Below are 14,550 nucleotides of genomic sequence, written 5' to 3'. Positions count from 1 at the left end.
ACCGGGCTGGGCTGTGGTCTGACCACAGTAGCGCACTGTGGTCAGACCACACCAGGTAAACTTCGGTCGTGCGCACACACGAGGTCGTCCTGCACCGCATCGAGCAGGATCTGGCGGCCGGCAAACTCACCGTCGGCGGTCGTCTGCCCGCCGAGCGCGCACTCGCCGAGGAACTGGGCGTCGGACGCTCGTCGGTCCGCGAGGCCATGCGCGTGCTCGAGGCGATGGGCATCGTCCGCACGGCCGTCGGGTCCGGACCGGACGCAGGCGCGATCGTCGCCGCCGACCCGGCCGCGTCCATCGGCGCGGCACTGCGACTGCACATGGCGACGCGCACCCTGCCGATCCGCGACGTCGTCCAGACCCGCACGCTGCTCGAGTCGTGGGCGGTGCAGGAGGCCGCCGGGCAGTCCGGTGACCTCGACTTCTCGGCCATCGACGCACTGCTCGACGCGATGGACGACGAGGACCTCTCCCCGGAGGCGTTCCACCGCCTCGACGCCGACCTGCACGTCGCGATGGCCGGACTGGCCGGCAACGTCCTCGTCGAGGCGATGATGGTCTCGCTCCGCGACTCCATCCACGGCTACGTCATGCAGGCGGTTCCGCTGCTCGACGACTGGCCCGCGGTCGCGACCCATCTGCGCTGCGAGCACCGCGGGATCGTCGCCGCCCTCCGCGCAGGGCACGGCGCCGAGGCCGCCGGCCTGGTGCGGGAGCACATCGAGGGCTTCTACGGGCGCTTCGCGCCCGTGCGTGGTTGACGAGTCCCTGGACTCGTCAACCGCGCACGGGGCGGTACGCCCCCAGGATCTGCGCCTCGGCGTCTTCGAGGTAGGTCTTGAGTAGCTGACCTGCGGCTTCGGTGTTGCCGGCGACGAGGGCGTCGTAGATCTCGTGGTTGCGGGTGAGGTACGGCCCGTGGAAGCGGTGGGCGTCGTCCATGACGTGGAAGACGAGCCGTGCCTCGTTCCAGACGCTGCGCATGAGTTCGTCGATGCGGTTGCTGTTGTTGAGGCTCGCGAGGGCGATGTGGAAGTAGATGTCGGCGGTGCCGACGCCGGTCCAGTCCTCGACGGCGAACCGCTCGTCGGCCAGGTTCAGGGCCTCGGCGACGCCGGACAGGTCGCCGGTCTCGGGGTCGAATCCGTTGACGCCGGCGCATTCGACGACGCGTCGGCAGATGTAGAGCTCGGTGATGTCCTCGGCGGTGGGGACGCGGACGAAGACGCCGCGGTTGAGTTCGTGCGCGACGAGCCGGTCTTCGATGAGGATCTGGAAGGCCTCGCGGACGGTGTTGCGGGAGACGTCGAGGGCGGCGCAGATGTCGGGTTCGGACAGTCGCGCCCCTGGTGGGAACGTTCCGTCGATGATGGCGTCCCGCAGAATGCCGGCGACCCGTGTGGTCCTGCTGGTGCGTTCGAGCAGGCCGCGGTGAGCGGCCAGGCGGGAATGCGCGTCGCCGCGAAGGGCATTCGAGCTGGTCAAGTCCACTCCTCAGGTTTCGATCTCGACCGCAATCATAGTTGTCAGCTCGGTTCCGCGATTTCTTCCAGGATAACAATCCCCTCGAGGTATTGCAGGATCGTTGAACGATTTGTACCGTGATGGGAGTTACATCGGATTCTTCGAGCAGTTACATCCCTTCTTCAGGCGAGGTGCCATGACCACAGATACACAGACCGAGGTCGCGCAGGCGCGCCCCTTCGACTGGTTCCGCACCCTCGGGCCGAAGGGAAAAAGAGCCTTCATCGGCGCGTTCGGCGGATACGGGCTCGACTCCTACGACTTCCAGGTCCTCCCGCTCGGCCTCGCGGCCATCGCCGCCTACTTCGGCCTCACCACCGGTCAGGCAGGCCTGCTGACGACGGTCACGCTGGTGGTGTCCGCGCTCGGCGGCGCCCTCGCCGGCATCCTCGTCGACAAGATCGGCCGGGTCCGCACGCTGCAGGTCACCGTCGCGACGTACACGATCTTCACGGTGCTGTGCGGTTTCGCGCAGAACTTCGAGACGCTGCTGATCTTCCGCGCCTTCCAGGGCCTCGGCTTCGGCGGTGAGTGGGCGGCAGGCGCGATCCTCGTCGCCGAGTACGCCCGCGCCGAGTACCGCGGCCGGGCCGTCGCGTTCGTGCAGAGCGCATGGGCCGTCGGCTGGGCGCTGGCCGTGATCGTCTACACCATCGTCTTCCAGCTGTTCGACCCCGACGTCGCGTGGCGCGTGCTGTTCTTCACCGGTGTGCTGCCCGCCTTCCTCATCATCTGGGTGCGCCGGAACCTGAAGGACCCCGAGGTCGTCACGGAGCGCCGCGAGTCCGCGGGCAAGCAGACGGGCTCGTTCGCGGCCATCTTCCGCGGCGGACTGCTCCGCACCACCGTGCTCGCGTCGCTGCTCGCCACCGGTGTGCAGGGCGGCTACTACACGCTGGCGTCCTGGCTGCCGACGTTCCTCAAGACCTCGCGCGGACTCGACGTCGTCGGCACCGGCGGCTACCTGGCGATCCTCATCTCCGGGGCGTTCCTCGGCTACGTCAGCGGCGGCATCCTCACCGACAAGCTGGGCCGCAAGCGGACCATGCAGCTGTTCGCGTTCCTGTCGGCGATCTTCATGGTCGGCTACACCCAGGTGCCCGAGGGCGCGAACACGCTGATCCTGATCCTGGGCTTCCCGCTCGGCTTCTGCACGTCGGCGATCTTCAGCGGATTCGGATCGTTCCTGTCCGAGCTGTACCCGACGCAGTCCCGCGGCACCGGCCAGGGCTTCACGTACAACTTCGGGCGCGCCGTCGGCGCCGTGTTCCCCGCGGTCGTCGGTTTCCTGGCCGCCACCCAGCTGGGCATTGGCGGCGCGATGATCTTCGGCGCCCTCGGCTACGGCATCGCCGTGTTCGCCCTGTTCTTCCTCCCCGAGACCCGCGGGAGCGAACTTGCCTGACTCGCCGATCGACCTCCGCTCCGCGTTCCGCTCGGGACGCGTCACCCCGACCGCCGGTCTGGCACCCGGATTCGCGCAGACGAATCTCATCGCCGTCCCGCAGGACTGGGCGTACGACGTGCTGCTGTTCACCCAGCGCAACCCGAAGCCGTGCCCCGTCCTCGACGTCGGTGACGCCGGCTCCCGGACGACGATGCTCGCCCCCGGCGCCGACATCACCACGGACCTGCCGCTGTACCGGGTGTGGAAGGACGGCGAACTCGCGGACGAGACCACGGACGTGTCCTCGCTGTGGCGGGACGACCTCGTCGCGTTCCACATCGGGTGCAGCTTCACGTTCGAACATCCGGTGGCCGCGGCCGGGGTGCCGCTCCGGCACGTCGAGCAGGGCAGCAACGTCCCGATGTACGTCACCGACCGCGAGTGCAGGCCGGCGGGCCGGGTCAGCGGGCCGATGGTGGTGTCGATGCGACCCGTCCCCGAGCACCAGGTGGCGCTCGCGGCGGCGATCTCGGCGCGGATGCCCGCCGTCCACGGTGGCCCCGTGCACGTCGGTGATCCCGCGGAACTCGGCATCGCCGATCTCGCGGCCCCCGACTTCGGCGATCCGGTGACCTTCGAGCCCGGCGACGTCCCGATGTTCTGGGCCTGTGGGGTCACTCCGCAGGCGGCGGTGATGGCGTCCCGGTTGCCGTTCGCGATCACCCACGCACCCGGGTACATGCTGATCACCGACACCCCGGACAGCGAGTACGTCCTGGAGGTCCCCGATGCGCGTTGACCTGAACTGCGACCTCGGCGAGGGCTTCGGGCAGTGGACGCTGGCCGACGACGACGCCCTCCTCGACATCGTCACCAGCGCGAACATCGCGTGCGGGTTTCACGCGGGCGATCCGATGATCATCCGCAAGGCCTGCGACAGCGCAGCCGAGCGCGGCGTCGCGATCGGGGCGCACGTGGGGTTCCGGGATCTGGCCGGATTCGGCCGGCGCGACCTCGCGGTGTCGCCCGCGGATCTGCGCGACGAGACGCTGTACCAGATCGGCGCACTCGCCGGGTTCGCCCGCGCCGCCGGATCCTCGGTGACGTACGTCAAACCGCATGGTGCGCTCTACAATTCCGCGGCACTCGACTTCGGGCGGGCCGACGCGGTCGCATCCGCCATCGACGAGTTCGCCGAGCCGCTCACGCTGATGGGACCGCCCGGCTCGCAGTTGCAGCGGGCCGCGGAGGCGCACGGCATCGCGTTCGTCGCCGAAGGTTTCGCCGACCGCCGCTACACCGCCGCGGGCACGCTGACCCCGCGCTCGGTGCCCGGCGCCGTCATCGACGATCCCGACATCGCCGCCGCGCAGTCCGTGCGGATGGTGGCGACCGGAACGGTGGAGTCGATCGACGGCGACGACGTCGCGGTGGCGGTGCGCAGCATCTGCGTCCACGGCGACACGCCCGGGTCCGTGCACACCGCACGCCGGGTCCGGCACGCCCTGGAGAGTGCCGACGTCACGCTCGGATCCTTCACATGACCACCCCCACCCGGATCCTCCCGGCGGGCGATCGGGCCCTGCTCGTCGAACTCGACTCGGAACCCCTGGTCGTGTCGCTGACCGAACGCCTGCGCCGGACACCGCTTCCAGGTATGGAGGACGTGCTGCCCGCGGCGCGCACGGTGCTCGTCACCACCACACCGCGGACCGACCTCGACGAGGTGCGCCGCGCGCTGCGGACGTTGACCGTCGACCTCGAGGCACACGACCACACCGGCGTCCCCGAATCCGAACCGGTCACCATCCCGGTCCGCTACGACGGCGCCGATCTCGCCGACGTCGCCGACCTTCTGCGGATGAGCCGCGAGGACGTGATCGCCGCCCACACCGCCGCCACGTGGCGTTGTGTATTCATCGGATTCGCACCGGGTTTCGGCTACCTGAGTTGCGGCGACGACCGGCTCACCGTGCCCCGGCGCGCGCAGTCCCGCACCGTGGTGCCCGCCGGATCCGTGGCCCTCGCCGGCGGCTACGGCGCGGTGTATCCGCGGTCCTCCCCCGGCGGATGGCAGATCATCGGAACCACGGACTCCCCGATGTGGAACCTCGACGCGGAACCCCCGGCGCTGCTGCAGCCGGGGCGCCGCGTCCGATTCGTCGACGAGGAAACGCTGTGAGTGAACTCGAAGTACTCGAAACGGGTCCGCTCAGCCTGATCCAGGACCTCGGCCGCCCCGGCTACCTCAGTTCGGGTGTCGGCGTGTCCGGCGCCGCCGACCGCGGATCCGCGAGGCTCGCGAATCGGCTGGTCGGGAACGACGAGAACGGCGCGTGCATCGAGGTGCTGATGGGCGGGCTCGCCCTGCGCGCGCGGGCGGTGACGACCGTCGCCGTCACCGGTGCCCCCGCCGCGGCGCTGCTCGACGGCATCCCGATGGGTCACGCGAGCGTCATCGTGATGGAGCCGGGCCAGACGCTGCGGTTGCAGTACGCGCACGTCGGGCTGCGCAGCTACGTGGGGGTCCGCGGCGGCCTCGCGGTGCCGGACGTGCTCGGCTCCCGCAGCACCGACACGCTCTCCGGCATCGGCCCGGAAGCGTTGAAGCCCAACGACGTCCTGCCCGTCGGCACGTGGACGAGGAACTTCCCCAACGTCGACGTCGCGCCCCTCCCCGCGATGGACCCCGGACCGCTGTCGGTGCGGGTCGTCGGCGGTCCCCGCGACGACTGGTTCACCAACCCGGACGCGCTGACCACCGGTGCGTGGGCGGTCTCCCCGGACACCGACCGCATCGGCGCCCGCCTGAACCGGCACGCCGGCGCACCCGCCCTGCAACGGACGTCCGAGGCCGAACTCCCCACCGAGGGCGTCGCACTCGGGTCCATCCAGGTCCCGCCGAGCGGGCAGCCCGTCGTATTCCTCGCGGACCATCCCATCTCCGGCGGGTACCCCGTCATCGGCGTCGTCGCGGACGAGGACATCGACCGGATCGCCCAGGCCCGCCCAGGCCAACTGATCCGCTTCACCACTGCGTGATCGGCTGCGCGCCGATCCCATTACAGGAGATCACCCCATCGCCATGAACAGCATCGGCACGGAACTCGACACACCCTGGTCCCACGAGTCGTGGCGCACCACGCTGCTCGCGGAACCGCACCGTCAGGGCACCGCGGTCGCGCGCCACTACGCGTCCGCGCTGCCGATCAGCTACGCCACCGAAACCGATCCGGCACAGGCGATCCGCGACGTCGCCGAGGTGGAACGTCTCGACGTCGACAGTGTGGCGCTGACGTTCACCACCACGGAGGCGTCCGCGCCGTACGAGAACCTCAAGATCTACGCCGTCGGCAAACCCGCACCGCTCAACGAGGTGCTGCCGATCCTGTCCAGCCTGGGCGTCAACGCCCTCGACGAACGGCCGGCCGCGCTGACCCGGCCGGACGGCAGTCGCGCCTGGATCTACGACCTCACCGTCGACCTGCCGGCGGTCACGGACGGCCACGGGGCGACCCGGGACGGCCGGATCTCGGACGCGTTCCGGGCGGCGTGGACGGGTGAGACCGAGGTCGACGGGTTCAACGCCCTCGTCCTGCACGCCGGGCTCGGGTGGCGTGAGGTGACCGTCCTGCGGGCGTACGCCGCCTATCTGCGCCAGGCCGGCCTGCCCTACAGCCGCAGCAACGTCGAACGAGTCCTGCTGGGCAACAGCGCCATCACACAGCTTCTCCTCGAGTTCTACGCGCTCCGGCTCGACCCCAGCCTGGAACGGGACGCCGCCGCGGAGGACGCGCTCGAAGACCGCATCTCGGCCGCGATCGACGCCGTCGCCGGAATCGACGCCGACCGGATCCTGCGGGCCCTGCTGTCGCTGGTCCGTGCCACCACCCGCACGACCCATTACGTCCGCGATCCGCGGCCCGCGAAGGCCCTGGCGTTCAAGTTCGACTCCTCGTCGATCGACGAATTGCCGTTGCCCCGGCCGAAATACGAGGCCTACGTGTACTCGCCGCGGATGGAGGGCGTGCACCTGCGGTTCGACGACGTCGCCCGCGGCGGCCTCCGATGGTCCGATCGGCGCGACGACTTCCGCACCGAGATCCTCGGACTCGTCAAGGCGCAGGCGGTCAAGAACGCCGTCATCGTCCCCGCCGGGGCGAAGGGCGGCTTCGTCGTCAAGAACCCGCCCGCGGCGACCGGCGACGCCGCCGCCGACCGGGAGGCGATGCTGGCGGCCGGAATCTCCTGCTACCGCGAATTCATCTCCAGCCTCCTCGACATGACGGACAACCTCGACATCGCGACCCGGCACGTGATCGCGCCGGACGGCATCGTCCGCCGCGACGGCGACGACACCTACCTCGTGGTCGCCGCGGACAAGGGCACCGCGGCGTTCTCGGACGTCGCCAACGCCGTCGCGCTCGCGCGCGGGTACTGGCTGGGCGACGGTTTCGCGTCCGGCGGGTCCGTCGGCTACGACCACAAGGCGATGGGCATCACCGCCCGCGGCGCGTGGGAGAGCGTCGTGCAGCACTTCCGTGAGATGGGCGTCGACACCCGCACCGACGACTTCACCGTCGTCGGGATCGGCGACATGAGCGGCGACGTGTTCGGCAACGGGATGCTGCTCAGCCCCCACATCCGCCTCGTCGCCGCGTTCGACCACCGCCACGTCTTCATCGACCCCGACCCCGACCCGCAGACCTCCTGGGACGAGCGGGCGCGGCTCTTCGGCCTCGGCAGGTCCAGTTGGAAGGACTACGACAGGGCGGTCCTCAGCGACGGCGCGATGATCGTCGACCGGTCGGCCAAATCCGTTCGGCTGACACCGCAGGCGCGGCGCGCGCTGGGGATCGACACGGATCGGGCGCTCACCACCGTCGAACTCGTCCGCGCCGTCCTCGGTGCGCCCGCGGACCTGCTGTGGAACGGCGGCGTCGGCACGTACGTCAAGGCCACGTCGGAGAGCCACGCGGACGTCGGCGACAAGTCGAACGACGCCGTCCGGCTCGACGCGCCCGCACTGCGCGTCCGGGTGGTCGGCGAGGGCGGCAACCTCGGCCTCACCCAACTCGGCCGGATCGAATACGCGCGCCACGGCGGTCGCGTCAACACCGACGCACTCGACAACTCCGCCGGTGTCGACTGCTCCGACCACGAGGTCAACATCAAGATCGCCCTCGCGGGTGCCACCGCCGACAACACGCTCACCGCGCAGGACCGTCGAGAACTGCTGTCCGACATGACCGACGACGTCAGCCGGCTCGTCCTCGCCGACAACCGCAGCCAGAACGAGATGATGAGCCTCAACCGGGCGCAGGCGGCGACGCTCGTCAGCTTCCACTCCCGCATGGTCGACGACCTGGAACGGCGCGGCCACGTGGACCGCGCGATCGACGTGCTCCCGACCTCCGCCCAGTTCGGTGCCCTCGAACGCGAGCAGAAGGGCCTGACCAGCCCGGAACTGGCGCAGCTCACCGCGCAGGTCAAGCGGTTCATCAAGAGCGAGGTGTCGGGCACCACGCTCCCCGACAACAAGGTCTACGCCGGCCGGCTCCACGACTACTTCCCGCCGCGGCTCGGCCGCGAGTACGCGCACACGGTCGCCGTGCACCCGCTGCGCCGGGAGATCGTCACCACGTCGGTCGTCAACGACATGGTCGACCGTGCCGGGATGACGTTCGCCTTCCGGCTGCGGGAGGAGACCGGCGCCGACTCGGCGGAGGCGGTGAACGCCTTCACCGCCGTCACCGAGATCTTCGACCTCGGAACGACTTTCGCACGGATCCGGGCGGCGGCCGACACGACCCCGGCGTCCGGGACGAACGCGCTGACCGTGCAGACGCAGCGGCTGATCGACCGGGCGTCGCGGTGGCTGACCACGCACCGGCCGCAACCGCTGCCGCTCGAGGCCACCATCGCCCGCTACCGGCCGGTGGTCCGCGAACTCGGACCCCGCGTGCGGGAATGGTTGCAGGGCGACGAGATCACCGCCGTCGAGGGCCGAACCGAGGCCCTGACGTCGCGGGGCGCGGACGCCGGGATCGCCGCCGACGTCGCGGACCTCCTGCACACGTACTGCCTCCTCGACATCGTGGACATCGCGGAGATCTCCCAGCACCGCGCGGAGGACGTCGCGGAACTGTATTTCGCGTTGTCGGCGCACCTGCACATCAACACCGCGCTGACCGCCGTCACCGCACTGCCCCGGCTGGACCGGTGGCACGCTCTCGCCCGCCTCGCCCTGCGCGACGACCTCTACAGTTCGCTGCGCGCCATCACCCTCGACGCGCTGTCCGTCAGCGAACCCGGCGACGACGCGGCCGACAAGGTCGACCAGTGGGAACAGCACAACGCCGCCCGGCTCGCCCGCGCGCGGGCACTGCTCACCGAGATCGAGTCGGAGGTCGCCACCGAACCCACGCTGGCGCTGATCTCCGTCGCGGCCAGGCGGATCCGGGCGATGACGCGGTAGGCGCTTCGCGCCCGTGCGCGGTTAAGGAGTCTCTGGACTCGTCAACCACGCACGGGCCGCGGAGCGGCCTACAGCACCTGCGACAGGAACTGCTGCAGCCGTTCGGTTTCGGGCTTGTCGAACAGCTGCTCCGGTGTGCCGGTCTCGACGACGGCGCCGTGGTCCATGAACAGCACGGTGTCGGACACCTCGCGGGCGAAGCCCATCTCGTGCGTGACGACGACCATCGTCATGCCGCCCTTGGCGAGGTCGGCCATCAGCGCGAGGACGCCCTTCACCAGTTCGGGGTCGAGTGCCGACGTGGCCTCGTCGAAGAACATCACTTCGGGTTTCATCGCGAGGGCGCGGGCGATCGCGACGCGCTGCTGCTGTCCGCCCGACAGGTTGCCGGGCCGTGAGTCGGCCTTGTTGGCGAGGCCGACGAGTTCGAGTTGCTCGAGCGCCAGCGACCGCGCCTCGTCCTTGGACATGCCCTTGAGTTTGCGGGGTCCGAGCGCGATGTTGTCGACGACGGTCTTGTGCGGGAACAGGTTGAAGTGCTGGAACACCATGCCGATGCGCTGCCGCAGCTTGTCGGGGTTGTCCTGCAGCACGGATTTGCCGTCGAGCAGGACGTCGCCCTGGTCGGGTTCGTGCAGCCGGTTGAGGACCCGCAGCAGGGTGGACTTGCCGGAACCGGACGGCCCGATGACGGTGACGGTGTCGCCGGCGTCGACGTGGAGGTCGACGCCGCGCAGCACCTGGTTGGTGCCGAACGCGAGGTGCAGGTTGGTTCCAGTGAGAGAGACGGCCATCGCCCTATCCCCTTTCCACGACGATGGACTGTTCCACCGGGTCGAGCGTGCCGGACGTGTCGGCGCGGCCGGTGCGCAGACGGTTGTCGATGTAGTTGACGAGGTGCGTCAGCGGGATGGTGAGCGCCAGGTAGAACAGACCGGCGGCGACGAGCGGTGACAGGTTTCCGGTCTGCGCGTTGAGGTCGCGGCCGACGGCGAACAGTTCCCGCTGGGTGACGAGCAGTCCGAGGAAGTAGATCAGCGACGAGTCCTTGATCAGGGAGATGAACTGGTTCATCAGCGCGGGCAGCACCCGCCGCACACCCTGCGGGACGACGACGAGTGTCATCGACTTCCGGTAGCTGAAGCCGAGCGCGCGGGACGCCTCGAGCTGTCCGGGTTCGACGCTCTGGATGCCGGACCGGAAGATCTCACCGATGTACGCGGACGCCAGCAGCGACAGCGCGGCGGCGCCGAGCCAGTACGGGTTGTTGCCGGTGAGTCCCTTGACGACGGGTCCGACGCCGAGTCCGACGATGAGGATGATGACGACGGCGGGCAGACCGCGGAACACGTCCGTGTAGACGCGGGCGGGCCACCGCAGCCAGCGGGTGCGGGAGATGCCGGCCATCGCGAGCAGCATGCCGAGGACGGTGCCGACGATGCCGGACGCCAACGCCAGGATCAGTGTGTTCGGCAGACCGGTCTTCAGCAGGTCGGGGAAGGCCCGGGTGTAGAGGTCCCAGTCGAAGAACGTGTCCTTTAGTTGCTGGAGTGTCGACTTGGGTTCGGCGACGGGGGTTTCGGTCGTGTCGTTCGCGTTCTGGGCGGCGAGCGCGGCGAAGTCCGGGAGGTCGGGCGCGGGTGCCGCCTTGCTACCCGGCTTCCAGCCCTCGGGCAGTTCGCGGGGCACCCAGTCGGAGTACAGCTGGGCCCAGGTGCCGTCGGCGATGACGGCGTCGAGCCCGGAGTTGAGTGCGTCGACGAGCGGCTGGTTCTCCTTGTTGACGGCCCAGCCGACATAGTTGTTGACGCTGAAGGTGTTCTCGACGATCGACGTGGGGTCGCCCGGTGCGATGGCGCCCTCGGCCTGCTGCGACGGCGCCACCCAGGCGTCGATCTGCCCGGTCTTGAGGTTGGCGTACGCGGTGGCGTAGTCGGGGAACTTCACCGGGTTCAGCTTCAGCGTGTTGACGACGTAGTCGTCCTGGACGGTGCCCTGGACGACGCCGATGCGGGTCGACGCGTTCAGGTCGTCGAAGCTCTGGATCGGTCCGCCGTTGGGGACGACGAGCGAGAAATAGCCGAAGTCGTAGCCGTTGGTGAAGCCGACGGTGTTGCGGCGCTCGTCGGTCGTGGTGATGGACGAGGACCCGACGTCGAAGCGGCGCCCGGCCACCTGGGCGAGAAGCCCGGCGAACTCGGTGCCGACGAAGTCGACGCGCAGGCCCAGCTTGTCGGCGACGGCCCGCAGCAGTTCGTTGTCGTAGCCGGTGAACTGGTTGTCCGAGTTCACGCAGATGCTCGGCGGCGCGTCGGACAGGGTGCCGACGGTGAGCACCCCGGGGGTGATGAGGTTCAGTTTCGACGTGTCGATCTGGTCGAGCGGGGTGGTCGACGGCGTCGTGTAGCGGTCTTCGGCCGCCGCACCAGAGGCGGCGAGGTTGGTCGGGGCGGCGGTGGCCGCGCCGACTCCCGGCGGGGAACACAGATCCTGCGGCGCCGCCCCCGACGTCTCGCCGCCGCTCGAACAGGACGACAGTGTCAACGCCAGCAGGGCGGTGAGCAGTAACGCCACCACCACACGGATCTTCGCTCCGACGGAAGAAAACATGGTGAGCAGCGTAACCCTGGCCGGCGGGTTTTCCGGGGTCGGAGGACGCCTCGGGCGACGCCCGTCACTCTCCTTGTTTGTCATACAAACAAGGAGAAGTTATTGTTTGTCGTACAAACAACTTGGAGGGCAGCCATGGCGTCGCAGACGGGCCGAGCAGCGCGCGCAACCCGGGAGTCCGGTCGGCAGACCCGCGACGCCCTGTTCACCGCCGCCACCGAGCTCTTCCTCGAACACGGCGACGGCGTCGCGATCACGCAGATCTGTGCCGCCGCAGGGGCCCACCCCAACCAGGTGACGTATTACTACGGGTCCAAGGAACGGCTCTTCGTCGAGGTGGCGTGCGCTGCCGTGCTGCGCGCGGGCAAGCAGGCCGAGGACGACGCCGCCACCGCCGAGACCGTCGGCGACTACACGGAGAAACTCGTCGGCTCCCTGCTCGGACCGGGCGCCCCCAGCGTCGAACTGTTCGTGGAAGCGATGCTCATGACGGGTCGCCGCGGCGAACTACGCGACCTCATCACCGACACCCTCCGCACCCTGCACTCCTCGGGCGAGGATGCGCTCATCCGCACCCTGATGCGCACCGGCTGGCAACTGCGCGCCGGCATCGACGTGGAGGCGAAGGCATTCTGGTCCGCGATCTTCGGACTGGTGATCCAGAAGACCGCCACCGGCGAGAGCTTCGGTTACTCGCTGGAGGAGGCCGTCGCCGTCATCTTCGCGAACCTGCAGATCCCCGACACCGTCCTGGGCACCTCCATCGACTGACCACGTGAGCGGCACGGTGTGCTCCAGCACGCTTTGCCACTCACCTGGGGAAGGACACCACCATGACTTCCGTTTCCGACAATCGCATTACCCATCCCGCACCCCACCGGACGCATACCGTGCTCAACCAGTCGGTGCCCCGCACCGACGTCAACGAGTTCACCCTCGACACGGTGCTGTCCGAGGGCGTGCGCCGCCACGACGCCGACTGGGCCACCGGAGAACTCACCGACATCGGCGCACTCGTCGGCAGCGCCACGTTCCAGCACGACGCCGAACTCGCCAACACGATCATCCCGGAACTGAAGACGTTCGACCGCTGGGGCAACCGGATCGACGAGGTCGAATACCATCCGTCCTACCACCGGATCATCTCCGCGGCCGTCGCTCACGGCGCGCACACGTCCGCGTGGGCCGATCCGAAACCCGGCGCGAACGTCGCTCGCGCAGCCGCATTCATGCTGTTCGCGCAGATCGAGCCGGGCCACTCCTGCCCGATCTCGATGACCAACGCCGTCATCCCGTCCCTCGAACTGCAACCCGACGTCGCCGCGACGTGGAAGCCGCGCGCCCTGTCCCGCAGCTACACCCCGGAACTCGACGCGCCCGGCAAGGCGTCCGCGATCTTCGGCATGTCCATGACGGAGAAGCAGGGCGGCTCCGACGTCCGCGCCAACACCACCGTCGCGAAACCCACCGGGCGCGGCGGCCCCGGCGCCGACTACCTGCTCACCGGGCACAAGTGGTTCTGCTCCGCGCCGATGTCCGACGCATTCCTCGTACTCGCGCATGCGGAAGGCTCGGGCGGCGAAGGACTCTCGTGCTTCCTGCTGCCCCGCATCCTCCCGGACGGCACCCGCAACGTTTTCCGTATCCAGCGGCTGAAGAACAAGCTCGGCAACAAGTCCAACGCGTCGTCCGAGATCGAACTCGACGGCACCGTCGGTGTCATGGTCGGCGAACCGGGGCGCGGTGTCCGCACGATCATCGAGATGGTCGCGCGCACCCGCCTCGACTGTGTGCTCGGCAGCGCGTCGGGGATGCGGCAGTCCGTCGCCGAGGCCGTGTGGCACGCCCGGCACCGCTCGGCGTTCGGTGCCGTCCTGGCCGACCAGCCGGCGATGACGTCGGTGCTCGCCGACCTCGCGTTGGAATCGGAGGCGGCCACCGTCACCGCCCTGCGACTCGCCCGCGCCCACGACGAGGACGCGAGCGAGCAGGAACGCAGCTTCCGCAGACTCGCGACCGCGGTTGCGAAGTACTGGATCTGCAAGCGCGGCCCGCACCACGCCTACGAGGCGCTGGAATGCCTGGGCGGCAACGGGTACACCGAAGACTTCCCGCTCGCCCGCCGCTACCGCGAACAGCCCGTCATGGCCGTGTGGGAGGGGTCGGGGAACGTCATCGCCCTCGACGTCCTGCGCGCGATGACCCGCGAACCCGACACCGTCGCCGCGTTCGACGCCGAGGTGAACCTGGCCCGCGGCAGCAACGCGATGCTGGACGCGCACCTCGACCGGGTCCGCACGCAACTCGGCGACCTCGCCGGACTCGACCCCGCCGACGCCCAACGCCGCGCCCGCACCGTCGTCGAGTCGATGGCCCTCGCGCTGCAGGCGTCGCTGCTCACGCGATTCTCACCCGCCGCCGTCGCCGATGCGTTCGTCGACGCCCGCCTCGGCCCCGACCGCAGCCACGAATACGGAACCCTCTCGCCGGCCGCCGACCTGCAGGCGATCCTCCGTCGCGCGTAGGCGGCTCCGCCGCCCGTGCGTGG

The 14,550-nt window shown here is 69.5% G+C and carries 12 protein-coding genes; 9 read left to right on the top strand and 3 right to left on the bottom strand.

Annotated features, from left to right (window positions below):
* Window positions 1-68: 68 nt before the first annotated feature.
* Window positions 69-764, top strand: coding sequence for a FadR/GntR family transcriptional regulator (locus ACFU5V_RS22220; RefSeq protein ID WP_378701902.1), 696 nt, complete (start codon window positions 69-71; stop codon window positions 762-764).
* Between the two features lie 16 nt (window positions 765-780).
* Here ACFU5V_RS22220 and ACFU5V_RS22215 read toward each other — a convergent pair whose 3' ends face one another.
* On the bottom strand, window positions 781-1,494 hold the full coding sequence (locus ACFU5V_RS22215) for a GntR family transcriptional regulator (RefSeq protein ID WP_378440408.1): 714 nt from the start codon (window positions 1,492-1,494) through the stop codon (window positions 781-783).
* A gap of 94 nt (window positions 1,495-1,588) precedes the next feature.
* Between ACFU5V_RS22215 and ACFU5V_RS22210 the strand changes: the two genes are divergently transcribed.
* From ACFU5V_RS22210 to ACFU5V_RS22185, 6 genes are read left to right on the top strand one after another with little or no spacing between them, the layout of a single operon-like run.
* Complete coding sequence (locus ACFU5V_RS22210; RefSeq protein ID WP_378701900.1) at window positions 1,589-2,932, top strand: MFS transporter; 1,344 nt, start codon at window positions 1,589-1,591, stop codon at window positions 2,930-2,932.
* Window positions 2,925-3,713, top strand: coding sequence for a putative hydro-lyase (locus tag ACFU5V_RS22205; RefSeq protein ID WP_378701898.1), 789 nt, complete (start codon window positions 2,925-2,927; stop codon window positions 3,711-3,713). Before ACFU5V_RS22210 ends, ACFU5V_RS22205 begins: the two co-directional genes overlap by 8 nt.
* Window positions 3,703-4,458 (top strand): LamB/YcsF family protein, encoded by a 756-nt coding sequence (locus tag ACFU5V_RS22200; RefSeq protein WP_378701896.1) that lies wholly within the window; start codon window positions 3,703-3,705, stop codon window positions 4,456-4,458. The genes ACFU5V_RS22205 and ACFU5V_RS22200 overlap by 11 nt, the downstream gene beginning before the upstream one ends.
* Window positions 4,455-5,096 (top strand): allophanate hydrolase subunit 1, encoded by a 642-nt coding sequence (locus tag ACFU5V_RS22195; RefSeq protein ID WP_378701894.1) that lies wholly within the window; start codon window positions 4,455-4,457, stop codon window positions 5,094-5,096. Before ACFU5V_RS22200 ends, ACFU5V_RS22195 begins: the two co-directional genes overlap by 4 nt.
* Window positions 5,093-5,956 carry a biotin-dependent carboxyltransferase family protein gene (locus ACFU5V_RS22190; RefSeq protein WP_378701892.1) on the top strand — a complete coding sequence of 288 codons (864 nt, stop codon included), beginning with the start codon at window positions 5,093-5,095 and terminating at the stop codon, window positions 5,954-5,956. Before ACFU5V_RS22195 ends, ACFU5V_RS22190 begins: the two co-directional genes overlap by 4 nt.
* 43 nt (window positions 5,957-5,999) lie before the next feature.
* Window positions 6,000-9,392 (top strand): NAD-glutamate dehydrogenase domain-containing protein, encoded by a 3,393-nt coding sequence (locus ACFU5V_RS22185; RefSeq protein WP_378701890.1) that lies wholly within the window; start codon window positions 6,000-6,002, stop codon window positions 9,390-9,392.
* Window positions 9,393-9,460: 68 nt separating this feature from the next.
* Here the strand turns inward: ACFU5V_RS22185 and ACFU5V_RS22180 are convergent, their stop codons facing one another.
* Both ACFU5V_RS22180 and ACFU5V_RS22175 read right to left on the bottom strand, forming a co-directional pair.
* Window positions 9,461-10,186, bottom strand: a complete 726-nt coding sequence (locus ACFU5V_RS22180; RefSeq protein ID WP_378437595.1) for an amino acid ABC transporter ATP-binding protein — start codon at window positions 10,184-10,186, stop codon at window positions 9,461-9,463.
* 4 nt (window positions 10,187-10,190) lie between these two features.
* Entirely contained in the window at window positions 10,191-12,002 is a 1,812-nt protein-coding gene (locus tag ACFU5V_RS22175) for an ABC transporter substrate-binding protein/permease (RefSeq protein WP_378701888.1), read from the bottom strand.
* 135 nt (window positions 12,003-12,137) lie between these two features.
* On the opposite strand from ACFU5V_RS22175, the gene ACFU5V_RS22170 reads away from it, so the two are divergent.
* A complete protein-coding gene (locus ACFU5V_RS22170; protein ID WP_378437591.1) occupies window positions 12,138-12,773 on the top strand; it encodes a TetR/AcrR family transcriptional regulator C-terminal domain-containing protein in 636 nt (211 codons plus the stop codon).
* Window positions 12,774-12,835: 62 nt separating this feature from the next.
* Window positions 12,836-14,527, top strand: a complete 1,692-nt coding sequence (locus tag ACFU5V_RS22165) for an acyl-CoA dehydrogenase family protein (RefSeq protein ID WP_378701886.1) — start codon at window positions 12,836-12,838, stop codon at window positions 14,525-14,527.
* Window positions 14,528-14,550: the final 23 nt, after the last annotated feature.

The organism is Rhodococcus sp. NPDC057529, from assembly GCF_042802055.1.
Taxonomy (GTDB): Bacteria; Actinomycetota; Actinomycetes; order Mycobacteriales; family Mycobacteriaceae; genus Rhodococcus_F.
The sequence above is the reverse complement of the archived record's forward strand: the minus strand, read 5'-3'. Positions and strand labels throughout refer to the sequence as shown.

Bases quoted from the DNA above. Each gene is read 5' to 3' on its own strand.
- ACFU5V_RS22200 (WP_378701896.1), top strand. From the start codon at position 3,703: ATGCGCGTTGACCTGAACTGCGACCTCGGCGAGGGCTTCGGGCAGTGG.
- ACFU5V_RS22195 (WP_378701894.1), top strand. From the start codon at position 4,455: ATGACCACCCCCACCCGGATCCTCCCGGCGGGCGATCGGGCCCTGCTC.
- ACFU5V_RS22185 (WP_378701890.1), top strand. From the start codon at position 6,000: ATGAACAGCATCGGCACGGAACTCGACACACCCTGGTCCCACGAGTCG.
- ACFU5V_RS22180 (WP_378437595.1), bottom strand. From the start codon at position 10,186: ATGGCCGTCTCTCTCACTGGAACCAACCTGCACCTCGCGTTCGGCACC.
- ACFU5V_RS22175 (WP_378701888.1), bottom strand. From the start codon at position 12,002: ATGTTTTCTTCCGTCGGAGCGAAGATCCGTGTGGTGGTGGCGTTACTG.
- ACFU5V_RS22170 (WP_378437591.1), top strand. From the start codon at position 12,138: ATGGCGTCGCAGACGGGCCGAGCAGCGCGCGCAACCCGGGAGTCCGGT.
- ACFU5V_RS22165 (WP_378701886.1), top strand. From the start codon at position 12,836: ATGACTTCCGTTTCCGACAATCGCATTACCCATCCCGCACCCCACCGG.